Origin of the sequence: Streptomyces sp. M41(2017), from assembly GCF_002078175.1 — a bacterium.
GTDB lineage: Bacteria > Actinomycetota > Actinomycetes > Streptomycetales > Streptomycetaceae > Streptomyces.
This window is the reverse complement of the sequence record NZ_MWFK01000001.1, coordinates 3,118,656-3,140,827: the sequence shown is the minus strand read 5'-3', so window position 1 is coordinate 3,140,827 and position 22,172 is coordinate 3,118,656. Positions and strand designations below refer to the sequence as shown.

The following is a 22,172-nucleotide window of genomic DNA, read 5'->3' as shown; positions in this document are numbered from 1 at the left end:
CGTGAACGGACCGGAGATCCACATCGAATTCGCCCCCGAACTGGGGCTGTTCGTCCCGCACGCCCGCCGCGCGGGAGCCACCCCCGCCGCCACCGACGGCTCCTCCACCCTCGGCCATGTCGTCGAGTCGCTCGGCGTCCCGCTCACCGAGGTCGGCGCCCTGGTCGTGGACGGCACGGAGGTGCCCTTCTCGCACATCCCGGCGGCCGGCGAGTCGGTCCGGGTCCGTGCCGTCGAGCGACCACAGCGCGTCCCCGGGGCTCCGCTGCGCTTCCTTCTCGACGTGCACCTCGGCACCCTGGCCCGCCGGCTCCGGCTCCTCGGCGTCGACGCGGCCTACGAGTCCACCGACATCGGCGACCCCGCCCTCGCCGCACGGTCCGCGGCCGAGCGACGCGTCCTGCTCAGCCGCGACCGCGGACTGCTGCACCGCCGTGAGCTGTGGGCGGGCGGCTTCGTCTACAGCACCCGGCCCGACGACCAGCTCCGCGACGTACTGGGCCGGTTCGCGCCCGAGCTGAAACCGTGGACCCGCTGCACCGCCTGCAACGGCCTCCTCGCCGAGGCGACCAAGGAACAGGTCGCCGACCGGCTGGAGGGCGGCACCGAGCGGTCGTACGACGTGTTCGCGCAGTGCGCGGACTGCGGGCGCGCCTACTGGAAGGGCGCGCACCACGACCGGCTGGAGACCGTCGTGGAACGCGCCCTCGCGGAGTTCGGGACCTGACGCCGCGTACACCGGTTCCCCTCGGCAGACCGTGCCCGGAACCGGAGCCCGGGAACCGGCAGCCCGCACCCCGGCCCCTCGGCGGAACACGCCCGGCCGGGTGCGAGCCGCGTCCCGTCAGGCGTTCGGGCTGATCAGGGTCGCGCGCAGCTCCTCAGGGTCGGTCGTCGGGGCGTCGCACACGAAGTGCCGGCAGACGTATGCGGCCGGCCTGCCGTCCACCGGGGGCCGCCCGGCGAGCAGCGGCAGCTCGTCGCTCTCCGGCACCCCGAACGCCACCACCGCACCCGGCGCGGTCCCCAGAAGTGCCGTACGGCGCAGGGCTGTCGTGGCGGGATCACCGGACTCGCCGACGACGGCGACCTCCCGGGGCCCGTCGAGCAGCGCCTCCGCGACCGCGAGCCCCCAGCCGATGAACCGCGGCGCCCGCGGCCCCAGCGCCTTCACCACGCCCAACGCCCGCTCGGCGGCGGCGCGGTGGGGCTCGGCGCCGGTCTGCGCGGCGTACGACAGCAGAGCTCCGGCCGCCGCGCTCCACCCGGAGGGCGTCGCGTTGTCGGTGGGATCCTGCGGACGGCGGATCAACTGCTCGGCGTCCGCCGCCGTGTCGTAGAGGGCGCCCGACTCCGCGTCGGTGAACTGCGCGAGGACGTGGTCGAGCAGGAATCCGGCGAACTCCAGCCAGACGCCCTCGCCGGTCACGGACGCCAGCGCGAGGAAGCCCTCCGCCACGTCCGCGTAGTCCTCCAGGACCCCGGCGTTCGAACCGGCCCGGCCGTCCTTGCTGGTCCGGGCGAGCCGAGCGTGGTCGTCCATGTGCAGGCGGACGAGGAGGTCGGCGGCGCCGATCGCGGCCTCCACCAGGTCGGGGCGGTCGAAGTAGGCGCCGGTCTCCGCGAGGGCGGCCACCGCGAGGCCGTTCCACGCCGCGACCACCTTGTCGTCCCGTCCGGGGGCGGGCCGTTCCGCCCGCGCGGTGAGCAGCCGCTCTCGCAGCGACGCCACCTTCGCCGCGTCGACGACCCCTTCCTGCTGGGGCAGTTGGAGCACCGAGGCGCCCTCCTCGAAGGTGCCCTCCTCGGTGACTCCGAAGTACCGGGCGGCGAGTTCGGCGTCCGCGTCCCCGAGGACCTCGCGCAGCTCCGCGGGCGTCCACACGTAGTACGCGCCCTCGACGTGCCGTCCCGTGCCGTCGTCACTGTCGGCGTCCAGCGCCGAGGCGAACCCGCCCTCGCCGGTGCGCAGTTCACGCACCAGGAAGTCGGCGGTCTCCAGGGCGACCCGCCGGGCGAGGTCCGACCCGGTGGACCGCCAGAGGTGGGCGTAGACGCGGCAGAGCAGCGCGTTGTCGTAGAGCATCTTCTCGAAGTGCGGAACCACCCAGTCGCGGTCGACGGAGTAGCGGGCGAAACCGCCGCCGAGCTGGTCGTACAGGCCGCCGCGGGCCATCCGCTCGCCCGTGTCGACGGCCATCTGGAGCGCGCCCTCGGAACCGGTCCGCGCGTGGTGGCGCAGCAGGAACTCGATCACCATGGACGGCGGGAACTTGGGCGCCCCGCCGAAGCCGCCGCGTGCGGCGTCGTACTCCCTGGTGAGGCCGAGCAGTGCGCCGGCCAGGTCCTCCTCGCCGGGCACACCGCTGTCCCCGAAGTTCATCTCCCGCTCGGCGAGATCGCGGGTGATCTTCGCGGCGACCTCGGCGACCTCGTCGCGCCGCTCGGCCCAGGCGCCGGACACGCCCTCCAGGACCTGCCGGAAGGAGGCCATGCCGTGACGGGGCTCGGGCGGGAAGTAGGTGCCGAAGTAGAACGGCTCGGCGTCCGGGGTGAGGAAGACCGTCATGGGCCAGCCGCCCTGCCCGGTCGCCGCCTGTACGGCCTCCATGTAGACGGCGTCGACGTCGGGGCGCTCCTCCCGGTCGACCTTGACGCTCACGAAGTGCTCGTTCAGGTAGGCGGCGGTCGCCTCGTCCTCGAAGGACTCGTGGGCCATGACGTGGCACCAGTGACAACTGCTGTAGCCGACGCTCAGCAGGACGGGCCGGCCGGTCCGGCGTGCCTCCTCGAAGGCCTCGGCCGACCAGGGCCACCAGTCGACGGGGTTGTCGGCGTGCTGGAGCAGGTAGGGGGACGTCTCATGGGCCAGTCGGTTCGGCATGCTTCCATCCTGCCTGACGGCTCCCCGCCCGGGGCGGGACGGCCTGCGGGCCCGGCGCGGGCGCACCACCCGATCCGCCCAACGCGGCCCGTCCCGCGGCAGGCGGCGTGAGGGTGATCGTCGGCCCTCTCGCGCTCAGGTCGCTCCCGAAGGACACTCATAGGCCAAGGAGTTGCTGCCGGAGGGGGACGTGACATGCGGGAGAGCCACCGGGCGGAGGCCGAGCGCCTGTTGGCCAGGGCCGTCGAGGAGGAGGTGCGCCGGTCGGGAGGGCGTGTCGACGGCGGGGTGCTGCTGTCGCGGGCGCGGGCCGCGCTCGACGCGATGGCGGAGACGGCCGCGGAGGAGTACGCGACGTACACACGGGCCCTGGACGAGGCGGCGGCCGGACAGCAGACGTTCGGGCAGCGCTACGCGCGCGAGGGGTCCGGAACTCCGCTGCTGGTGGCTGCCGTTGGCGCGTTGGCGGCCGTCGTGGCCGACCTGGCGCTCGGTACCGGCGCGGGCACGGCTGTCGGTACCGGGGCGACGGTGGCGGTGGCGGGCGCCGCGGCCACCGTCCTCAAGGTGACGGCCACGCACGTGCCGGCCGCGAGCCGCCGCGCCGGGGCACTGGGCCAGCCCGGCGGCCCCGAACAACTGCGGCTCCAGTGGCTGACCGCCCTGGAGGTACGGGGCATCCGGCCGTTCCTCGACCAGCAGCGGGTACTCAACGCGTCGACCGGCGCGAAGAAGGGTGCGCCCCAGCTGCGGCGCACCGACAAGAGCGCGGCGGCCCGCAGACGCAACGTCCTGGAGCAGTCCTTCGGCCAACTTCCCGAGTCGGAGGGCCCGTTCGCCGGACGCCGGACCGAGCTGTCCCGGGTCGCGCAGTGGGTGCAGGCGGCCCGGGCGAGCACGGAGACGAAACCGACGGTCGTCGTGCTGCACGGCGCACCGGGCTCCGGCCGCAGCACGCTCGCGATCCGCGCGGCGCACGCCCTCAAGGACCAGTTCCGCGGCGCGTGCGTGGTGGACCTGCGGGGCGACAGCCCGGACGACCCACCGCTCACCACCCGCGACGCGCTGCTCCATCTGCTGAACCGGCTGGGCGCGCCCCGCGAACAGCTCCTGTTCCGTGAGCGTTCCTCGCAGGACCAGCAGGTCAGACGGCTGAGCGAGCTGTACCACCAGCATCTGACGGGCCTGCCGGTGACGATCGTGCTGGACGACGCGAGCGACGCCGAGCAGGTGCGCACCCTCGTACCGGAGCGCTCGGAGAGCCTCGTCCTGGTCACCGCGCGCAAGCCGCTCGACCTGCCCGCCGACCTCCCCGCCTGGGTGCACCAGCTCCCCGTCGAGGCCCTGGACGCGGCGGGCGCGGAGGAACTGCTCACCGCGTCGGCACAGGACCGCACCGGCCCGTACGACGCCGAATCGATCGACCAGGTAAGGGAGTTGTGCGGCGGACTGCCGCTGGCGCTGCGCGTGGCGGGCTCGTCGCTCGGTCCGCGCACCGCCCGCCGGCTCGCGACCGACCTGGCGGCGTACGGCCCGGTGGAACCCGTCGAGCGGGTGCTGTGGCTGCGGTACACGGATCAGTCGGACATGGGCCGCCGGCTGCTGCGCCGGCTGGCGCTGGCCGGCCGGGCCTCCCTCGGCGCCGCGGCGGCGGCCTCGCTCCTCGCGACCGACGAACCCGAGGCGACCCGGCATCTGACGGCGCTCTCGCAGGCGGGCCTGATCGACCACGTGCGCGGCAGCCGCTATCGCCTGCACGACCTCGTCCGGGCCTTCGCCACCGCCCGGCTCCTCGACGAGGAGGAGGCGACGGAGCGCACGGCCGCGCAGGAACGCCTGATCGTGAACTACGCGGAGCTCGCCGACTCGGTGATCCGCCTGGTCGACGGCAAGACGTCGACGCGCGCCGACCAGTTCGGGCCGCACGGCTTCACGTCGCTGGACGCCGCGCTGCGCTGGCTGGACGACGAGTCGAGCTTCATCACGGCGGCCCTGCGGCACGCGGAGGGGGTGAACCAGTCCGCCGTCCTGAACCTGCTGGGCGCCCTGTGCGACTACTGCCTGCTGCGGGGCGACCTGTACCGCCTCGGCGAGATCAGCGAGCTGACGCAGGCCGTCGACCAGGGGCTGCTGGTCCGCTCGGTGCAGTGGCGCACCGGTATCGCGGCCCGTCAGCTCGGTGAGCTGGACAAGGCGCGGACGACGCTGGCGTCGGTGGTGGACCTGTACTTCGAGGCGCACCACGACGCGGGCGCGGCGCGGGCACTGTGCTCGCTGGGCATCACGCTGCATCACCAGGGCAATCTGACCGAGGCGGCGGCGAAGCTCCAGGAGGCCATGGACCTGCAGGCCTCCCCGGAGCTGGCGGCGGACCGGGCGTGGACGATGCACGCGCTGGCGGCGGTGGAACGGGACAGGTCCCGGCTCGCCCAGGCGCTGGACCTGCTGACCGAGGCGCTGGTCCTGCACCGCGCGAGCGGCTCGGTGCACGGCGAGGCGTGGGCGCACTTCCAGCTGGGGCAGCTCGGGCTGCGCATGGGAGACGTGCCGCGCGCCGACCGGGAGCTGCGTGAGGCGCTCGATCTGTACGGCCGTACCCGCGACGCCCGCGGTGAGGCCTGGGCGCTGACCCAGCTGGCCCGGGCCCGCCTGGTGGAGGGCGACCCGTCGTCCGCGGTCGACGGGCTGCGTCAGGCGGCGTCGCGTCACCGGGAGAACGAGGACGCCCGCGGCGAGGCGTGGACGGTGTACTACCTGGGCCAGGCGCTGGAGGAGACCGGCAATCTCGACCAGGCGGTGCGCGAGCTGGAGCGCTCACGGACGATGTTCTCCCGCATGCGGGACGTGTACGGGCTGGCGTGCGCCCGGCACCATTCGGCCCGGGTGACCCGCGACCAGCGGGCCGCGCAGACGGGTTCGCTGCGCAACTCCGGCTTCGCCCGCCAGCTCCTGGTGGACGCCCGGGCGGACTTCCAGCGCATCGGGGTGGCGCACGGCGAGGCCTGGACGTGTCTGGAGCTCGCGGTCGTCGACGCGGGCAACGGCCGCGCCCAGCAGGCCATGGCGCTGTGCGACGAGGCCGTGGGTCTGTTCGCGTCGTACGGCGACCACCGCGGCGAGGACTGGGCGCGCTTCCTGCGCAGCACCCTGCTTCCCTACGCGGCGCCCGGCGGCTACGAGGTGGGGGCGGCGGTGGCCCAGGAGGAGCTGGCGCAGCTGGCGCGGACCGGCCACGCGACGCGGGACGGCAAGCTCGACGACTGCATCGAGGCCTACCAGCTCCTTCTGGAGCGGGGCGTCGACCTGGACGCGGGCTGGCAGGCGTGGCGTCTGGGCATGGTGCCGGGCCGCCACGCCCGTGACGTGATGGGCGTGGCGGTGAGGGCGGCTCGGGACTGAGGCCGCGCCGGGCCGGGTGGGCCGCTCGTACCGGGCGGGCCGCCCGGACACCGCTGTGCGGGGTCCGGGGAAGCCGTGGTCAGCCCTTGGCGGGCGCGGCTCCGCCGGAGCCGGAGCCCGCGGTGCCGGGGCCGGTGGCCGCCGGGGCGGAGCCGGTCCGGTCGGCGGTGCCGGAGTCCGCCTTGGTGTCGGCGTCCTCGGGGAAGGTGACCTTGCCCATGTGGCGGTTCATGGACTTCATCAGGCCCCAGACGGCCAGGGCCATCACCGCGAAGACGATGAAGCCGAGGACGCCGGGGGTGACCTTGTTCTCGTCGACCTCCTTGGCGAGGGGGGCGAGGTGCGTCAGTGCCAGGCTTGCGCTCATGTCAGGCATTGTCGCGGATGCCCGCAAAGAGGTCGTCCTCGGGGAGGGATGTATCGACGAGGGACTTCGCGAGCTCGTACTCCTCGGTCGGCCAGACCTCCCGCTGGAGGTCCATGGGGACCTTGAACCAGCCGCCGTCCGGGTCGATCTGGGTGGCGTGCGCGATGAGCGCCTTGTCCCGGATCTCGAAGAAGTCCGCGCAGGGAACGTGCGTGGTCAGCGTGCGCTCGGTGCGCTCGAACTCGCTCCAGCGCTTCAGCCAGTCCCCGTACGGCGACTCCATGCCCCGGTCGAGGAGCGCGTGGTGCAGCGCCTCGGTGCGGGGGCGGTTGAAGCCCTGGTTGTAGTAGAGCTTCTGCGGCTGGAAGGCCGGGCCGAACTCCGCCTCGGGGTACTTCTCGGTGTCCGCCGCGCCCTCGAACGCCACCATCGTGATCTTGTGGGTCATGATGTGGTCGGGGTGCGGGTAACCGCCGTTCTCGTCGTAGGTGGTGATCACCTGCGGGCGGAACGAGCGGATCTGCCGGACGAGCTCGCCGGCCGCCTTGTCGACGTCCTCCAGGGCGAAGCAGCCCTCGGGGAGCGGGGGCAGCGGGTCACCCTCGGGCAGGCCCGAGTCGACGAAGCCGAGCCACCACTGCTTGACGCCGAGGATCTCGCGGGCCTCGTCCATCTCCTTCTTGCGCACCTCGTGGATGTGCTCCTCGATGTACGTGTCGCCCTGAAGCTTGGGGTTGAGGATGGAGCCGCGCTCCCCGCCCGTGCAGGTCACGACCAGCACGTCCACCCCCTCGGACACGTACTTCGCCATGGTGGCCGCGCCCTTGCTCGACTCGTCGTCGGGGTGGGCGTGCACGGCCATCAGTCGCAGCTGGTCAGTCAAGACTCAATCCTCGGTCGGTCGGCTGTCGCCTGGGTAGGTCGCTGTCGGCGCCCGGCGTGAATCAGCGCGATGGGCGGCTTCTATAGTGACGGAATCGGGGGGCGAATAATTCCGGGGTCCCCGTTCGGGGGCCCGGCCGAGAGGACGATCATGACGACGGCGAGCACGCGGCTGCCCGAGGGCCGGTACGGCCGCTCCGCGGACGAGCGGGCGGACCGCAGGCTGAAGGTCGTCGGGGGTGTCCTCGGTGTCGTGCTCATCGCCCTGATCGGCTGGTTCGGCTACGACTACATCGGTGGCACCAAGATCAGCGCCCAGGTGATCACCTTCAAGGCCGTCTCGGACACCGCGGTCGAGGCGCACCTGGAGGTGCACAAGGACGCCGGTTCGAGCGGCTACTGCACCGTGCGGTCGCAGGACGCCGACGGGGTCGAGGTGGGCCGCGCGGACTTCCGCTTCGACCAGGACGCGTCCCGCATCGACAAGGTCGTCACGCTGCGGACGACGGCCCGGGGCACCACGGCGGAGCTCCTCGGCTGTCACAGCGGCTGAACGCGCTCCCCGTTCCACGCGGCGCGGGCGCCCCGGACGCGGCCCGGTGATCACTGTCGGTATCCGACGCTGACCTGCGTCGACGTAATTCTGACGTCTTATGTCCTCCCCTCCGGGCCACTGAATTGTTAGGCTCGTGGTTTCGCCCACCCGTGAAAGCACATTCTTCTGGGTAGGGCGATGCTTTGTATCCCAGTACCTACGAGGAGCACCTGTGACCCAGACCAGCGAGAACGTCACCTGGCTGACCCAGGAGGCGTACAACCAGCTCAAGGCCGAGCTGGATCACCTGTCTGGTCCTGCGCGCACGGAGATCGCCGCCAAGATCGCGGCCGCGCGCGAGGAGGGGGACCTGCGCGAGAACGGCGGGTACCACGCGGCCAAGGAAGAGCAGGGCAAGCAGGAGCTCCGTGTGCGCCAGCTGACCCAGCTCCTGGAGAACGCCAAGGTCGGCGAGGCTCCCGCGGCGGACGGCGCGGTCGCACCGGGCATGGTCGTCACCATCGCTTTCGACGGCGACGAGGACGACACCCTGGACTTCCTGCTCGCCTCCCGCGAGTACGCGAGCTCCGACATCGAGACCTTCTCCCCGCAGTCCCCACTGGGCTCCGGCGTGACCGGCAAGTCGGTCGGCGAGGACGCCCAGTACGAGCTGCCGAACGGCAAGCTCGCCAAGGTGAAGATCCTCAAGGCCGTGCCCTACCAGGGCTGAGCCCCAGGACCAGCGACCACGGCGATGCCCCCGGCCGGAAGCCGGGGGCATCGCCATGTCCGGACCCGCTCACCCGGCGGGTCATCGGGTGCGGTCACCGACTGCGGTCACGGCTGCGCTCACCGCTTGCGGTCACCGACCGTTGCCTACGCCGTGGCCGAGCGGTACTTCCGGACCGCGAGGGTCCGGAAGATCAGCACGATGAGGACCGAGTAGATGACCGAGGCCCACACCGAGTGCTGCATGGGCCAGGCGCCGGACGTCGACTGCCCGGGGTTCGCGAACAGGACACGGCAGGCCTGCACGGTGGCGCTGAACGGGTTCCAGTCCGCGACGTGCCGCAGCCAGGGGGTCATGTTGCTGGTGTCCACGAACGCGTTCGAGATGAAGGTGACCGGGAAGAGCCAGATCAGTCCGCCGGAGGTGGCCGCCTCGGGTGTCCGTACCGACAGGCCGATCAGCGCCCCGATCCAGGTGAACGCGTACCCCAGCAGGAGGAGCAGGCCGAAGGCCCCGGCGACCCGGAACGCGTTCGTGCTGCCGTACGAGCCGACGCGCCAGCCGACCAGCAGGGCGACCCCCGCGAGGACGAGCAGGGTCAGCGCGGTCTGCACGAGGTCGGCCAGGGTGCGGCCGGTCAGCACCGCGCCGCGCGCCATGGGGAGCGAGCGGAAGCGGTCGACGAGCCCCTTGTGCATGTCGTCGGCGATGCCCGCTCCGGCGCCCGCGGTGGCGAACGTGACGGTCTGCGCGAAGATGCCGGCCATCAGGAAGTTGGTGTAGGCGGAGGAGCTGGTGCTGCCGCCGATCTTCATGGAGCCGCCGAACACGTAGGTGAACAGCACCACGAACATGATCGGCTGGATCAGCCCGAAGATCACCACCTCCGGGATCCGGGACATCCTGATCAGGTTGCGCCTGGCCATGACCAGGGAGTCCCTGACGGACTGGCCGATGGCGCTGCCGCGCGGCATGACCTGCACGGTGTCGGTGGCGGCGGTCATTTCGCGGTCTCCTTGCTGCGCTGGTCGGCGCCGTCTTCCGGGGTGTCCTCCACGGACTCCTGCTCGGCGGCGTGGCCGGTGAGGGAGAGGAAGACGTCGTCGAGGGTGGGGCGGCGCAGGCCGATGTCGTCGATCTCGATGCCGCGCGCGTCCAGTTCGCGGATGACCTCCGCGAGGAGCTTGGCGCCGCCGCTGACCGGCACCGTGAGCTTGCGGGTGTGCTGCTCCACCGTGGTCTCGCCCTTGCCGAAGCCGCGGAGCACCTCGGAGGCCGTCGCGATGCGGTCGCGCTCGTGCACCACGACCTCGACGCGCTCGCCGCCGGTCTGCGCCTTGAGTTCGTCGGCGGTGCCGCGGGCGATGACGCGGCCGTGGTCGACCACGCAGATGTCGTGCGCCAGGTGGTCGGCCTCTTCCAGATACTGCGTGGTCAGCAGCAGGGTCGTGCCCCCGGAGACCAGTTGCTTGATGACCTCCCACAGCTGCTGGCGGTTGCGGGGGTCGAGGCCGGTGGTCGGCTCGTCCATGAACATGACCGGGGGCGACACCACGAGGGCGGCCGCCAGGTCGAGCCGGCGGCGCATACCTCCCGAGTACGTCTTCGTGGTGCGGTCGGCCGCGTCCGTGAGGTTGAACTGGTCCAGCAGCTCGGTCGCCCTGACCTTCGCGGCCTTCGCCCTCATCTGGTAGAGCTGGCCGACCATCTGGAGGTTCTCCCGGCCGGTCAGATACTCGTCGACCGCGGCGAACTGTCCGGAGAGGCCGATGCTGCGGCGGACCGCGTCGGGGTTCTTGAGCACGTCGATGCCCGCGACCACGGCCTTGCCGCTGTCGGGGCGCAGCAGGGTGGTGAGACAGCGGACGGCGGTCGTCTTGCCCGCGCCGTTCGGTCCGAGGAGGCCGAGGACGGTTCCTTCCGGGACATCGAGATCGACGCCGTCCAGAGCCCTTACGTCACCGAAGGTCTTCACCAGGCCTTCGGCATAGATGGCGCCTGGCATAAGAGTTCTCCACGTCTTTGGGGATTTCTCGGATTTTTACCCAATGAGCATAGTTTTCCCGGCGCGACCCCACCCGGACATCGAGTCGAGTCGACGCACACACCATAACGCGATGTATCGCGTCCCTCAATGGGTTTCGACACGGAGGGCGACCGGACGGTGACAGCGGCTCCGACCTCAGTCGATGACCGTGTAGCCCGCCTCGCGCAGCGCCATATTGACCTCGGCGCAGTGCTCGGGGCCCTTCGTCTCCAGCTGGAGCTCGACCTCCACCTCCGTGAGCCCGAGCCGCGGATCGGTCCGTACGTGACTCACATCGAGAACATTGGCATCCGCCACTGACAACACCCCGAGAAGCGTGGCCAGAGCGCCGGGCCGGTCGGTCAGCCGCAGCGTGACGGCGAGGTAGCGGCCGCCCGCCGCCATGCCGTGCCGCAGGATCCGCTGCATCAGCAACGGGTCCACGTTCCCGCCCGACAGCAGCGCCACCACCGGGCCCTCGAAGGCCTCCGGATCGGCCAGCAGGGCCGCGACGGGGCTCGCGCCGGCCGGCTCGACGACCAGCTTGGCGCGCTCCAGACACAGCAGCAGCGCACTGGACAGGTTGTTCTCGGAGACCGTGCGGACCTCGTCGACCAGGTCCTCGACGAGCCGGAAGGGCACGTCACCGGGGCGCCCCACCTTGATGCCGTCCGCCATCGTCGCCGGCCGCTCGATCGACACCGGCCGGCCGGCGGCCAGCGAGGGCGGATACGCCGCCGCGCCCTCGGCCTGCACCCCGATGACCCGTACGTCCGGGCGCAGCGCCTTCACCGCGACCGCCACGCCCGCCGCGAGGCCGCCGCCGCCGATGCCCACGACGATCGTGCGCACCTCGGGACACTGCTCCAGGATCTCCAGGCCGACCGTGCCCTGCCCCGCGATGATGTCGGGGTGGTCGAAGGGGTGGATGAACACGGCCCCCGTACGGACGGCGCACTCCTGCGCGGCGGCCAGTGTCTCGTCGACCACCTGACCGTGCAGCCTCACCTCCGCGCCGTAGTGCCGGGTGGCCGCCACCTTCGGCAGCGGGGCCCCGGTCGGCATGAAGACCGTGGACCGCACCCCGAGCAACGAGGACGCGAGCGCGACGCCCTGCGCGTGGTTTCCCGCGCTCGCCGCCACGACACCCGCGGCACGCTCCTCCGGGAGCAGGCCCGCGATGCGCACGTAGGCACCCCGCAGCTTGAAGGAACCCGTCCGCTGGAGGTTCTCGCACTTGAGGTGCACCGGCGCCCCCACCAGGCGCGTCAGGTACCGGCTGCCCTCCATCGCGGTCGTCCGCGCCACCCCGGTGAGCATCTTCTGCGCGCCGCGCACGTCATCGAGAGTCACACTGGGGAAGGAGTCGGCCGTGCTGTAGCTCATGACCTCGAGTCTCGCAGTTCACGCGGGCGCACTCCCGTCGTGACCACCCTCCGAGACCGGGTTTGCCCAGCCCCGGTACGGCCCGCGCCCCAGCCGCGTACCCTGTCCCCCAACCCAGCTCCCCACGCATGAATTGAGCCCCCGGCCATGCCCACTACACCAGAGATGTCGATGGACATGACGACCGTCGGTGACACCGGTCTCCTCGAAACCCTCCAGCACGAGGTCGCGGTCTTCGCGCGCCGTGCGGAACAGACCCGGCTCGGCGGAGTGGGGCAGGTGCGCAACTCCATGGACCGCGCCGCGTACCTGCTGCTCAACCGCCTCGACAAGGAGGGTCCGATGGGCGTCAAGGCGCTCGCCGCGAGCATGGGGATCGACTCCTCGACGGTCACCCGGCAGGTCGCCCCGCTCGTCGACACCGGACTCGTCAAGCGCACCTCGCACCCCGAGGACGGGCGCGCCGTGGTGCTCCAGCTGTCCCCGCGCGGCCAGGCCCGGCTCGACGAAGTACGCACTTCCCGGCGCCAGTTGATGGCCGAACTGACCACCGGCTGGGAGCCGGAGGAGCGCGAGGCCTTCTGCTCCCTCCTCACCCGCTTCAACACCGCGCTCTCCGCCCGCCAGGCCGCCCAGGGCGTACCGGCGGCGGACACCGAAGCGTCCTCCTGAGCCTCGCTCCCGCAAGCCTCACGGGCGCCGCCCGCCGCTCCGGGCATCCCCGGCGTCCATGACCCTGGCGCGCGTGCGCACACGCGACGCACGCGCGCGGGCCGGGTGTGCGCACGCGCGCGAGGATCGCGGTTCACCCGCGTGTGTGCGCGGGACTCTTGACCGGAAGGCCGCGGCTGCCCTCATATGAGACCGGGTCCTCGTCGACATCGGTGCGGCGGGCCGCACGCGGCAGCGGACCCGTTTCACAGGTCGCCCTCAGGCGGGAGGCATGGTGCGAGAACGGCATGCGTCCCAAGGCGTTCGCCGGGCCCGGGAGTTCGAGGCGTTCATCGCGGGCGCGGCCGGACGGCTGCTGCACACCGCGACCCTCCTCACGGCGGAACCCGGGGACGCCAACCCGCGCGCGCGGCGCCTGCTCACCCTGTCCCTCGCCCACACGTACGCCACCTGGGACCGCCTGCACGGCGAGGACCCCTACGACAGCACCCGCCAGCAGCTCGCCGTGCGCTTCCAGCGGGCCGCCTGGCACCAGTACGGCGGGCTCGGGCGGCTGCGCCCCTCCCCGGCCCCGGACAGCGTCCTGGCCCGGCTCACGCCCAACGAACGGCTGATCCTCGTCCTCCGGCTGTACGAGGGGGTCGCCGAGGAACAGACCGCGGCCCTGCTCGGGCTCCCCGTGGAGCGTGTACGGGTGATCTGCGCGCGGGCGACGGCGACGCTGCTCCATCCGCCGCGCGGCCCGGCGCCCGCCCGGATGGAGGTGGCTCCGTCATGAACCTGCCGGAGCGGGAGGCGGCCGTACGCCGCATGCTGGAGCGGACCCCGCCCGTGGTCCCGCCCGACCTCTACGGCGAGGTCGTCCGCCGGGGCGGGCGCATGCTGCGCCGTCGGAGAGCGGCACGGCGGGTCATGTGGGTGCTGCTGTGCGCGGCGGCCGCGGTCTTCGTGATCTGGGCGGTCACGGTTCACCCGTGGGTGGAGCCGCCGTCGGAGACGACTCCACCCCTGTCGAACTGGTGACGGTGCCGTCCGTTATCCGAGGGCCTGCTGCAGATCCTGGAGCAGGTCGTCGATGTTCTCGATGCCCACGGAGACACGGACGAGGTCACCGGGGACCTCCAGGGCGGATCCGGCCACCGACGCGTGCGTCATACGTCCCGGGTGCTCGATCAGCGACTCCACGCCGCCCAGCGACTCACCGAGCGTGAACACCTTGGCGCGGTTGCAGACCTCGACGGCCGCCTCCTCGCCGCCCGCGACCCGGAAGGACACCATGCCGCCGAACGCCCGCATCTGCTTCGCGGCGATCTCGTGACCGGGGTGCTCCGGGAGGCCCGGGTACAGGACGCTCGTCACGCGCGCGTGCCGGCTGAGCATGTCCGCGACGCGGCCCGCGTTCTCGCTGTGCCGGTCCATGCGCACCGAGAGCGTCTTGGTGCCGCGCAGGACCAGCCAGGAGTCGAAGGGCCCGGCGACCGCGCCCATCGCGTTCTGGTGGTACGCCAGCTCCTCGCCGAGCTCCTGGTCCCCGGTGATCAGGGCGCCGCCGACGACGTCCGAGTGGCCGCCCATGTACTTGGTCAGGGAGTGCACGACGACGTCCGCGCCGAGCGCCAGCGGCTGCTGGAGGTACGGCGTGGCGAACGTGTTGTCGACGACGAGCCGGGCGCCCGCGTCCCGCGCGACCTGCGCGACCGCGGCGATGTCCGTGATGCCGAGGAGCGGGTTGGAGGGCGTCTCGACCCAGATGACCTTCGTCTTCCGGGTGATCGCCGCGCGCACCGACTCCAGGTCGCTGGTGTCGGCGACGGACCACTCCACGCCCCAGCGGGAGACCACCTTCGCGAAGAGACGGAACGTGCCGCCGTACGCGTCGTTCGGGATGACCACGTGATCGCCCGGGCTCAGCAGCGTACGCAACAGGCAGTCCTCGGCCGCCAGTCCGGACGCGAACGCGAGGCCGCGGCGACCGCCCTCCAGGGCGGCGAGGTTCTCTTCCAGGGCGGTCCTGGTGGGGTTGGCGCTACGGCTGTACTCGTAGCCGCCGCGCAGCCCGCCGACGCCGTCCTGCTTGTAGGTCGAGACCTGGTAGATCGGCGGGACGACCGCGCCGGTCAGGGGATCGGCGGTGTTGCCCGCGTGGATCGCGAGGGTCTCGAAATGCTGACTGATGTGCCTGTCGCTCATGGGTCCCGAGCGTAGTGCTCCCGCGAGGGTGGTGACGGCGGACGCGGTGAAGGGGCCGGGCCGCGGGGCTGCCGCGGCGGCGGCTGCGCGGCGGCTCCGCGGCGGACGGACGGGCCGGGGCCGGGCTGCGGGCGGCGGGCGGCGGTTCCGGCGACAGGACTCCACCGCGGGTCCGGCTCCCGGCGGAGCGCCCGACGGGAGGGGGCCACCGGGGGCCGTGTACCCGCTCCGGGAACGGGCAGGTCGGTAGCGCGTCGGTGGGCTGGGGACCGGGTTCGCCAATTGTCGGACCCGTCTGGTTCGCTTGTGGCATGGAGATTCTCTGGGTCCTGATGGCGCTGTGCATGTTCAGCCTGGTCCTGCTGCCGGTGCTGCGGCGCAGGCGCGCCGGTGTACAGCTGGTCTCGCCGGGTGACCCGGACGCCGCGGACCCGGCGAACTACGGGTTCCTGCGGCAGGAGGAGCTGGACATCCGCATGCCGGGCCCCGACACGGACCTGCTGGACGTCCTGGACGTCGTGCAGCGCGGCCAGGACCATCACGCGGCCTCGCAGCTGCTGGCCGGCACGGAGATCGCCGGCGAGACGCGGTGGCAACGGGTGCAGGCGTTCGCGGGCGCCGCGTCCCTGGAACTCCAGCAGCGGCCCGGCGGGGTCAGCGAGACGCCCGGCGGCCAGTGGCTGCGGGTGTGGCGCGCCGAGGCCCCCAAGGACGCCGGGGGCGCGGCGGTGCACGCAGAGTTCCTGGTGCAGCAGGCGTGGCGCACGTCGACTCCGGGCACGGACGACTTCCGGATCATCATGGAGGAGGCGCGGGCCGCGTGCGGCGAGGCGGCACTGCTGTCCCCCGGTGACCCGATCCCGTACATCATCGAGCTGTCGGTGGCGCGCGGACTGGCCTACTCGCAGCCGGAGTTCGAGAAGGTCTGGCTGAAGATCCTGGACCGCGCCCCCTCCCACATGGGCGCGCATCTGGCGGCCCTGCACTACTGGTGCGAGAAGTGGCACGGCTCGCGCGAGGTGGCGTACTCCTTCGCGGAGGCCGCGGCGGCCCGCGCCCCGCAGGGCTCGCTCCTCGCTGCGATGCCCCTCTTCGCCGTCTTCGAGCACCTCCCCGAGGTGAACCTGGTCCGCGCCTTCTACCAGAGCGAGGTCGTGACGAAGGCCGTCCACGGCGCGCTCTACGCGGTCCACGCCGCCCGCCCCGACGACCCGATGCTCGCCCACGTCCGCCACCTCCTGGTCTTCTTCCTGGTCCGCGGCGAACGCTGGTCCGAGGCGATGAACCAGCTGGTCCACGTGGACGGCCACGTCGGCGCCCTGCCCTGGACCCTGACCCGGGACCCCGCCGGGGACTACGCGATATACCGCGCCATGGCGGTCGCGGGCTACGAGGCGAACGGCGGCAGCCCGGCGACCCTGTCGCACTGAGCGGCCGGGGTCCTGGGGGGGGTCTCCGGATACTGACCCTCCGGCGACAGGTGCGCGCGTCCTGCTCTGGACTGTTCTCCGACGGCAAGGCCACTCTCGTCACACTCGCAGCGGCAGGCAGCTTCCTTTCCGGACTTATCGCCCTCATTCCTGGTGTAGCTGTGCAGTGACCACTGGGTCACTGCACAGATCAGGTTCACTGGGACGGGGGTCTCCTGCCCGATCGGGGTCGCTCCTTCGGAGGGCTGAGCGTGGGATGTGCACGGCAGCCGGAGGAGGGGATCGCCGGCGGCTGCCGGAGGTTCCAGGCCCGGGCCCCCTTGCTTCTCGAAGCGTTCGTCGGCTGCCGAGAGCACGGTCGTTCACCCCGGACGGCAGGCGCCTCGGCGCTGACGCGTGACCGGAGCGTGCTGCGCCTTTGGCTGCCCGCCGTTCCGGACAGACGTGAACCGTTCGCCGGTCGGCTGCGAGGCCGGGCGTGTTCGGTCTAGTCGACCTCTATGCCGAAATCCTGGACGAGTTCCTCCAAGCCGCCGGTGTAGCCCCTGCCTCCCAGGACGAAGTCCCAGTCGCCGTTCGACCTGCGGCGGAAGGAGCCGAGCACCAAGGCGGTTTCACCGGCTCGGCCGTCGGACACCTCGAGTTGCCCCAGTTCGGTCATCCCTGGGTCGAGAAGGCGGATGCGGGCATCGGTGAATCCGGAGAGGTCGGCGTTCGGGTTGACCTCCGGGTCGATCGCGGCCACGAGGACGAACCGGTCGGCTTCTCGCGGCAATCCGTCGAAGGCGACGCAGACAGCCGCCTTGTCAGGGGCGGTGGGGGCCAGCGCACGTACGGAACCGTCGGCGGTCTGCGGGTTGTTGAAGAAGACGAAGTGGTCGTCGCTGAGGACTCGGTTGCCGCGGCAGACGAGCGCACACACATCCAGAGCGACGCTGCCCGTCCACGACATGCCGAGGATGTTGTACGCGTCGGGCAGTCGCGTCCCGGGGCCCGATGCCGCCGGCCGTGCCGCAGACTGACGGGCGCCCTCGCCCAGCCGGCCACGAAGGCCATGCCGATGCAGAAGGTCGACGAGCTCTGCGCCCGGGATCAGCTCCAACGGCTTGCCGTTGGCGAAGGTGTACGACCCCGGTCCGAATCCCGAAGTCGTCACGAGAACGCCTTTGTTGGCGCCGGCGTCCTGCACCGTTCCGTACAAGTCACGTACGGCTGTGGGCGGCACCGTGTTCCGGTAGCGCTTCACCTGAACGACGATCTTCCCGCCCCGGATCGGCGTCGGGTCCAGCGCGTCGACGTCCACGCCGCCGTCGTTCGAGCGTTGGGTCGTGACCGCCTGCATCCCCATGGCACGGAAGAGCTCGGCAACGAGATCCTCGAAGGCGATGGGATCCATCGCGTACAGGTCGGGTTCCTCATCGCTGCCATGCGCGACGACGCGGTTCCCGACATCCTGCGGACGGCGACTCGGCCGCACCGCGGTGAGTTGATCGGGGCGCGCCGAGAGCTGTCCGCGCAGCGCATCGGCCAGACAACTGCCTGCGTCCACCTGCGCCAGATGGAGCCCACGGAACGTCGAGGCGGAAGCCATCACGGTCGCCAAGTGGATCTGGCCCGGTCGGCCCGTCGTCGGGTCATGCCCGTCCACGAACCCGTTCAAGGTCACCGACTCAAGTGCGCCCAGTTCGTCGGCGGCGAACAGCTCGTGCAGTACGAGGAGCATGCACTGCGCGAGCACCTCCCGGTAAAGGGCGCGACGCTGGCCCACTGGTCGGGCGGTCTCCTTGTCCTGGTCGGTCCCGGACACGTAGCGGACGGACTTGACGTCAGGGACGACGTCGTAGGCGGGCAGCTCCCAGTCCAACACCAGCTGCCGGGCTGCCGCGTCATAGGCTGCCGTCACCTGTCGGGGGAAGCCCTCCGGCCATGCGGACGAGGCGTAGAGAGCGGCAGAGAAGTACTCCACGACCGCGTCGGGGTCACGGCGCCCCACTCCGTCGGTCACCTGGACGATGCCGGCGTTGTGTCGTCTCACATCGGCCGATTGGGCATCGGCCCACTGCTGGTGCTCCCGCCGGTACGACGCCAGTTGATGTTGCCGACGGGCCTCCGCCGCCTGGGCCGCGTGCCAGTCCCGCTCGAAACGGGTCCGCGCTTCGGCCTGGACCTGGGCTCGGCGGTTGGCTGTCCACCCGCTCTGCGTCTGGTACTGGCTGAAGTCGGGCATGGCCACCGGCTGCGCCAACGGTCCCGGAGCGAAGGGCTGGATCTCCTCACGCCGCATGAGTGAGGACGCCCTGAAGGCAGGAGCCCGACACCCCGACGCGAGAAGGCTTTGCAGCGAGGCGACCTGCGCGTCCAGTTCCTCCGTCCGGCGTTGCGCTTCCGCCTGCCTGTACTCCCGGTGCCCCTGCGCCGCCCGCCGTTGATAGGCACGTGCCTGCTGCGCTTCTTGCCTCCGCCGTCTGGCCTCGGCCTCCAGCTGGCGTTGCTGCTGCCGTTGCACCTCTGCCCAGACGCCGACCACGCCGGTTGAGCGACGACTCATATGTTGCAGGCCCTCCCCGATGTGCTCTGGTTGTCCCCACAACCAGGTGTGACGGAACGACTCTAACCAGCAATGGTCGTCCCGCATATCCACTTGCCGAAGGCAGCTGGATCGCGGCATCCGTGCAGGTCAGTGCGATAGGAGATGAGCGGAGCTTTGTCGTGGCCCAGCATCCGAACCGATGGGCGGGGCCCGTCTCAGAAAGCCCCGGCCACCCCCGCCACTCCCCCCACCAGCGCGCTGACCAGCGTCGTGGTGGCGAGGGTGCCGATGACGAGGCGCAGGGGGCGGGGAGTTCGGCGGGTGCCGTGCCTGTTGCGGGCGGCCAGGAGGGACAGGAGGCCTGTGAACACGCCGAGTTGAGTGAGCGCAAGCCAGCCGCAGGAGGCGGGGAGCCCCGGTTGCTCGTACGTGCCGTGGGATGTCTGCTGCAAGGTGACCGTGCTGCCGACGCGCAGCTTCGTGTCGATCGCGGCGTCCGGGTCCACCACCGCTCCGTCGGTGGAGCGGAACGTGCCGTGGCAGTGCGGGTAACGGTGGCCTCCGGCGCCGGTCCACGAGCACGACGCGACGCGGAGATGCCCCGGCTTCCCCGCCAGGCCCGCCGCGTAGGCGAAGTGCGTGGCGGCGAACCAGGCCAGGATCGCGCCCACCACCAGCAGCCCGGCGCTCACGATCAAGGGGCGCCGGTCGACGCGCCCTCCCGCCCGGAGCCGGGATCCAACCCTGCGGTTCATCCGGTCCCCCACCCCCGTCCCGCGACCCCCGAGTCATTCCGCCGGGACGCTAGCCGAAGTCCCTGGCGGCGTCGCTCATGGCGCGGCAAAGATCGCGGAGGCCGGACAGGGCGCCTGAAATCCGATAGCCCTCCCGAGTCCACCGGCCGCACCCTGTAGCCATGGAAGAACCCCGACATCGCGTCCGCGCCCTCCATACGGAGGACACGATCACCGTCTACCAGGCGTACCCCCCGGAGATCGGCGTGCCCGCCGTACGGACGGGACGGTTTCCCACGGCGTGGAAGCGGGACCGGATGACATGGGTGAAGCCCAGCTTCCTCTGGATGATGTACCGCTGCGGCTGGGGCACCAAGGCCGGCCAGGAGACCGTCCTCGCCGTCGAGATCAGCCGGGCCGGCTTCGCGTGGGCGTTGCGCAACGCGTGCCTGTCCCACTACGTGCGGGGGCTGCATGCCGACCAGGACGACTGGAAGCGGCAGTTGCGGCAGGCGCCGACGCGCGTGCAGTGGGATCCGGAGCGCGATCTGCGGCTCGCCCCCCTGCCGTACCGGTCGCTCCAACTCGGCCTGGCGGGCGAGGCCGCGACCCGATACGCCGACGAGTGGATCGTCGGCATCCAGGACGTGACCCGGCTCGCCCAGCAGGTTCACGCCCTGGTCCGGTCCGGTGAACTCGACCGGGCCGCAGAACTGTTGCCCACCGAGCGGCCGTACCCCCTGCCCGAGGACGTACTGGCCCTCTTGCGGTCCTAGGCGTGTGAGAACGCGGCGCCGCTCATCGCGCTCACCATGTTGTGCGGCCGGCGGCTCCGCGCCCTCAGTCGAAGGCCACGACCAGGCGGACCCCGTCGTCTCCGAAGCGTCCGGCCAGGGCCTTCATCACGTTGAAGACGTGGGGCCAGTGCGTCTCATCGCCCAGCACCGCACCGACCGTCACCGGCTCGTACGAGTAGGCCGGTTCGCCGGTCGTCCACCCCACGCGTTCCGTCGTCGCGCGCAGGTCGATCGCCGCGAGTTCAGCCCAGCTGACCCAGCTCGCGCTGTGCAGGCCGTCTTTCTCCGCCCCGGTGCCCAACTGCGCACGCATCCCGGACGACAGATCAGCGGGAAGGCCCCGTCCCGGTGCGATCGGCCGGAAGCCCGCCTGGTTGCGTACCCCGAAGAGGCAGCCGAAGGCCGCGTAGCTCGTCTCGTCGTACAGCGGCCAGAGGTCCATGGCCGTCACCCACGGCTCACCGTCGTAGTGGTCGGTACCGGTGCCGGGATGGCGGAACTCGATGCCGCCGTGGATGTCCGTACTCACGGCGCCGCACCCTAACAGCGCCCCCGCCCCGCACCCTTCGTTTCGGCCTGGTTCGAAAGGAAAGGCGGTCGGGGGCTCCTCGTTCTACGATCCCTCGCATGCTGATTCGCCGGACATTTCGCCGGACTTTACGGATGATCCTCGTGCTCGCCGTGGCGCTCGCCGCTGCGATCGGGGGCGGGGTCGGGACGGCCCAGGCCGAGGGGGGCCCGTCGGGTCACCAACGGCAGTTGCTGTTCTTCAACCACACCTACGGCGTCTTCGACCGGGAGACCGCCGACGCCATCGAGCACTCCGCCTATCTGCGGGACTTCGCCAACTTCCAGGTCCGCACCACCACCGGTGCCGACGGACAGATCTGGACCGGCCGCTACCTGATGGGCCGTGAGACCTACCTGGAGCTGCTCGGGATCGGTGACGTGGGGGGCCAGGACGGCACTCTCGGCTCCGCCGGGACGGGGCTGTCCACCGAGCGGGCCGGCGACATCGCGACGGTCGAGGAAGGGCTGAAGGACGCGGGGGTCACCCCCGTCGAGTTCCTCCAGACACGTGACTTCGGTGACGGCGTCCCCGTTCCGTGGTTCGACGGCATCCTCACCACCACGACGTACGACGCCTACGGAGCCTGGGCGATGGAGTACCGGCCGGAGTACTTCGCCGACCCGCGCGGCAACACCGAGCCGGCGGCTTTCCCCGGTGACGTCGGCCGGGAGCGCTACCTGTCCGACGACTACCGCACCCACCTGATGCGGGACGTCACCTCCGTCCGCATCGCGGTCACCGAAGGCGACCTCGCCGACACCGTCCCGTTGCTGCGTGCCGGCGGGTTCGCCGTCCGGACCGTGCCGAACGGTGGCGTCGTCGCCGAGGGCGGCGGCACCGCCGTCCGGTTCGACACCGTCCCACGTTCCGAGGCGGGCGTGCGGCGCATCGACCTGTCGCTCAACCGGACCGTGAAGAGCCGTCACGTGGAGCGGATCGGGCACTCGACGCTGGTCGTCGGCCCCGGCGACCACGCCGTGTGGACGTTCGCGGCGAACGGCGCCGAGTAGGAGGCACAGCAGGAGGTCCAGGAGGAGGT

20 protein-coding genes are annotated in these 22,172 nt (G+C 71.6%); 10 read left to right on the top strand and 10 right to left on the bottom strand.

Annotated features, from left to right (window positions below):
• Position 1: 1 nt before the first annotated feature.
• Positions 2-727, top strand: a complete 726-nt coding sequence (locus B0675_RS13890) for a Mut7-C RNAse domain-containing protein (protein WP_081219107.1) — start codon at positions 2-4, stop codon at positions 725-727.
• Between the two features lie 117 nt (positions 728-844).
• On the opposite strand, the gene B0675_RS13885 is transcribed toward B0675_RS13890, so the two are convergent.
• Positions 845-2,884, bottom strand: coding sequence for a thioredoxin domain-containing protein (locus B0675_RS13885; protein ID WP_081219106.1), 2,040 nt, complete (start codon positions 2,882-2,884; stop codon positions 845-847).
• 195 nt (positions 2,885-3,079) lie between these two features.
• Between B0675_RS13885 and B0675_RS13880 the strand changes: the two genes are divergently transcribed.
• Positions 3,080-6,283, top strand: coding sequence for a tetratricopeptide repeat protein (locus B0675_RS13880; protein WP_081219105.1), 3,204 nt, complete (start codon positions 3,080-3,082; stop codon positions 6,281-6,283).
• A 79-nt stretch (positions 6,284-6,362) separates the two neighbouring features.
• On the opposite strand, the gene B0675_RS13875 is transcribed toward B0675_RS13880, so the two are convergent.
• Entirely contained in the window at positions 6,363-6,659 is a 297-nt protein-coding gene (locus B0675_RS13875; RefSeq protein ID WP_081219104.1) for a hypothetical protein, read from the bottom strand.
• On the bottom strand, positions 6,652-7,533 hold the full coding sequence (gene mca / locus B0675_RS13870; RefSeq protein WP_081219103.1) for a mycothiol conjugate amidase Mca: 882 nt from the start codon (positions 7,531-7,533) through the stop codon (positions 6,652-6,654). Before mca ends, B0675_RS13875 begins: the two co-directional genes overlap by 8 nt.
• 150 nt (positions 7,534-7,683) lie before the next feature.
• Between mca and B0675_RS13865 the strand changes: the two genes are divergently transcribed.
• Positions 7,684-8,085, top strand: coding sequence for a DUF4307 domain-containing protein (locus B0675_RS13865; RefSeq protein ID WP_081219102.1), 402 nt, complete (start codon positions 7,684-7,686; stop codon positions 8,083-8,085).
• A 214-nt stretch (positions 8,086-8,299) separates the two neighbouring features.
• Entirely contained in the window at positions 8,300-8,797 is a 498-nt protein-coding gene (gene greA / locus B0675_RS13860; RefSeq protein ID WP_081219101.1) for a transcription elongation factor GreA, read from the top strand.
• A 146-nt stretch (positions 8,798-8,943) separates the two neighbouring features.
• Here the strand turns inward: greA and B0675_RS13855 are convergent, their stop codons facing one another.
• The 3 genes from B0675_RS13855 to ilvA all read right to left on the bottom strand — a co-directional run bounded on the left by B0675_RS13855 (position 8,944) and on the right by ilvA (position 12,209).
• Positions 8,944-9,801 carry an ABC transporter permease gene (locus B0675_RS13855; RefSeq protein WP_081219100.1) on the bottom strand — a complete coding sequence of 286 codons (858 nt, stop codon included), beginning with the start codon at positions 9,799-9,801 and terminating at the stop codon, positions 8,944-8,946.
• The gene (locus B0675_RS13850; protein WP_081219099.1) at positions 9,798-10,802 is read right to left on the bottom strand and encodes an ATP-binding cassette domain-containing protein; all 1,005 of its coding nucleotides are present in this window, start codon (positions 10,800-10,802) and stop codon (positions 9,798-9,800) included. Before B0675_RS13850 ends, B0675_RS13855 begins: the two co-directional genes overlap by 4 nt.
• Before the next feature lie 177 nt (positions 10,803-10,979).
• A complete protein-coding gene (gene ilvA / locus B0675_RS13845; protein WP_081219098.1) occupies positions 10,980-12,209 on the bottom strand; it encodes a threonine ammonia-lyase in 1,230 nt (409 codons plus the stop codon).
• Positions 12,210-12,374: 165 nt separating this feature from the next.
• Here ilvA and B0675_RS13840 point away from each other — a divergent pair, with 165 nt between their 5' ends.
• The 3 genes from B0675_RS13840 to B0675_RS13830 all read left to right on the top strand — a co-directional run bounded on the left by B0675_RS13840 (position 12,375) and on the right by B0675_RS13830 (position 13,904).
• Positions 12,375-12,881, top strand: coding sequence for a MarR family transcriptional regulator (locus B0675_RS13840; RefSeq protein WP_081219097.1), 507 nt, complete (start codon positions 12,375-12,377; stop codon positions 12,879-12,881).
• Positions 12,882-13,155: 274 nt separating this feature from the next.
• A complete protein-coding gene (locus B0675_RS13835; RefSeq protein ID WP_081221778.1) occupies positions 13,156-13,659 on the top strand; it encodes a sigma factor-like helix-turn-helix DNA-binding protein in 504 nt (167 codons plus the stop codon).
• A complete protein-coding gene (locus tag B0675_RS13830) occupies positions 13,656-13,904 on the top strand; it encodes a hypothetical protein (protein WP_081219096.1) in 249 nt (82 codons plus the stop codon). Before B0675_RS13835 ends, B0675_RS13830 begins: the two co-directional genes overlap by 4 nt.
• Before the next feature lie 12 nt (positions 13,905-13,916).
• Here B0675_RS13830 and B0675_RS13825 read toward each other — a convergent pair whose 3' ends face one another.
• Positions 13,917-15,071, bottom strand: coding sequence for a cystathionine gamma-synthase (locus tag B0675_RS13825; protein WP_081219095.1), 1,155 nt, complete (start codon positions 15,069-15,071; stop codon positions 13,917-13,919).
• 311 nt (positions 15,072-15,382) lie between these two features.
• Here B0675_RS13825 and B0675_RS13820 point away from each other — a divergent pair, with 311 nt between their 5' ends.
• Positions 15,383-16,501, top strand: coding sequence for a hypothetical protein (locus B0675_RS13820; RefSeq protein WP_081219094.1), 1,119 nt, complete (start codon positions 15,383-15,385; stop codon positions 16,499-16,501).
• A gap of 487 nt (positions 16,502-16,988) precedes the next feature.
• On the opposite strand, the gene B0675_RS13815 is transcribed toward B0675_RS13820, so the two are convergent.
• Complete coding sequence (locus tag B0675_RS13815) at positions 16,989-19,049, bottom strand: restriction endonuclease (protein WP_179165293.1); 2,061 nt, start codon at positions 19,047-19,049, stop codon at positions 16,989-16,991.
• Positions 19,050-19,246: 197 nt separating this feature from the next.
• Positions 19,247-19,786, bottom strand: coding sequence for a hypothetical protein (locus B0675_RS13810; RefSeq protein ID WP_143661069.1), 540 nt, complete (start codon positions 19,784-19,786; stop codon positions 19,247-19,249).
• A gap of 161 nt (positions 19,787-19,947) precedes the next feature.
• Here B0675_RS13810 and B0675_RS13805 point away from each other — a divergent pair, with 161 nt between their 5' ends.
• A complete protein-coding gene (locus B0675_RS13805) occupies positions 19,948-20,541 on the top strand; it encodes a DUF4291 domain-containing protein (protein ID WP_081219092.1) in 594 nt (197 codons plus the stop codon).
• A gap of 64 nt (positions 20,542-20,605) precedes the next feature.
• On the opposite strand, the gene B0675_RS13800 is transcribed toward B0675_RS13805, so the two are convergent.
• Positions 20,606-21,091 (bottom strand): hypothetical protein, encoded by a 486-nt coding sequence (locus B0675_RS13800; protein ID WP_081219091.1) that lies wholly within the window; start codon positions 21,089-21,091, stop codon positions 20,606-20,608.
• A gap of 134 nt (positions 21,092-21,225) precedes the next feature.
• Between B0675_RS13800 and B0675_RS13795 the strand changes: the two genes are divergently transcribed.
• Positions 21,226-22,143, top strand: a complete 918-nt coding sequence (locus B0675_RS13795) for a DUF5829 family protein (protein WP_081219090.1) — start codon at positions 21,226-21,228, stop codon at positions 22,141-22,143.
• Positions 22,144-22,172 lie beyond the last annotated feature (29 nt).

What these genes read in the sequence shown, in the direction of transcription:
- B0675_RS13885 (WP_081219106.1), bottom strand. Translation starts at nt 2,884, where the DNA reads ATGCCGAACCGACTGGCCCATGAGACGTCCCCCTACCTGCTCCAGCAC.
- B0675_RS13880 (WP_081219105.1), top strand. Translation starts at nt 3,080, where the DNA reads ATGCGGGAGAGCCACCGGGCGGAGGCCGAGCGCCTGTTGGCCAGGGCC.
- B0675_RS13875 (WP_081219104.1), bottom strand. Translation starts at nt 6,659, where the DNA reads ATGCCTGACATGAGCGCAAGCCTGGCACTGACGCACCTCGCCCCCCTC.
- B0675_RS13865 (WP_081219102.1), top strand. Translation starts at nt 7,684, where the DNA reads ATGACGACGGCGAGCACGCGGCTGCCCGAGGGCCGGTACGGCCGCTCC.
- B0675_RS13855 (WP_081219100.1), bottom strand. Translation starts at nt 9,801, where the DNA reads ATGACCGCCGCCACCGACACCGTGCAGGTCATGCCGCGCGGCAGCGCC.
- B0675_RS13850 (WP_081219099.1), bottom strand. Translation starts at nt 10,802, where the DNA reads ATGCCAGGCGCCATCTATGCCGAAGGCCTGGTGAAGACCTTCGGTGAC.
- ilvA (WP_081219098.1), bottom strand. Translation starts at nt 12,209, where the DNA reads ATGAGCTACAGCACGGCCGACTCCTTCCCCAGTGTGACTCTCGATGAC.
- B0675_RS13840 (WP_081219097.1), top strand. Translation starts at nt 12,375, where the DNA reads ATGTCGATGGACATGACGACCGTCGGTGACACCGGTCTCCTCGAAACC.
- B0675_RS13830 (WP_081219096.1), top strand. Translation starts at nt 13,656, where the DNA reads ATGAACCTGCCGGAGCGGGAGGCGGCCGTACGCCGCATGCTGGAGCGG.
- B0675_RS13825 (WP_081219095.1), bottom strand. Translation starts at nt 15,071, where the DNA reads ATGAGCGACAGGCACATCAGTCAGCATTTCGAGACCCTCGCGATCCAC.
- B0675_RS13820 (WP_081219094.1), top strand. Translation starts at nt 15,383, where the DNA reads ATGGAGATTCTCTGGGTCCTGATGGCGCTGTGCATGTTCAGCCTGGTC.
- B0675_RS13815 (WP_179165293.1), bottom strand. Translation starts at nt 19,049, where the DNA reads ATGAGTCGTCGCTCAACCGGCGTGGTCGGCGTCTGGGCAGAGGTGCAA.
- B0675_RS13810 (WP_143661069.1), bottom strand. Translation starts at nt 19,786, where the DNA reads ATGAACCGCAGGGTTGGATCCCGGCTCCGGGCGGGAGGGCGCGTCGAC.
- B0675_RS13805 (WP_081219092.1), top strand. Translation starts at nt 19,948, where the DNA reads ATGGAAGAACCCCGACATCGCGTCCGCGCCCTCCATACGGAGGACACG.
- B0675_RS13795 (WP_081219090.1), top strand. Translation starts at nt 21,226, where the DNA reads ATGATCCTCGTGCTCGCCGTGGCGCTCGCCGCTGCGATCGGGGGCGGG.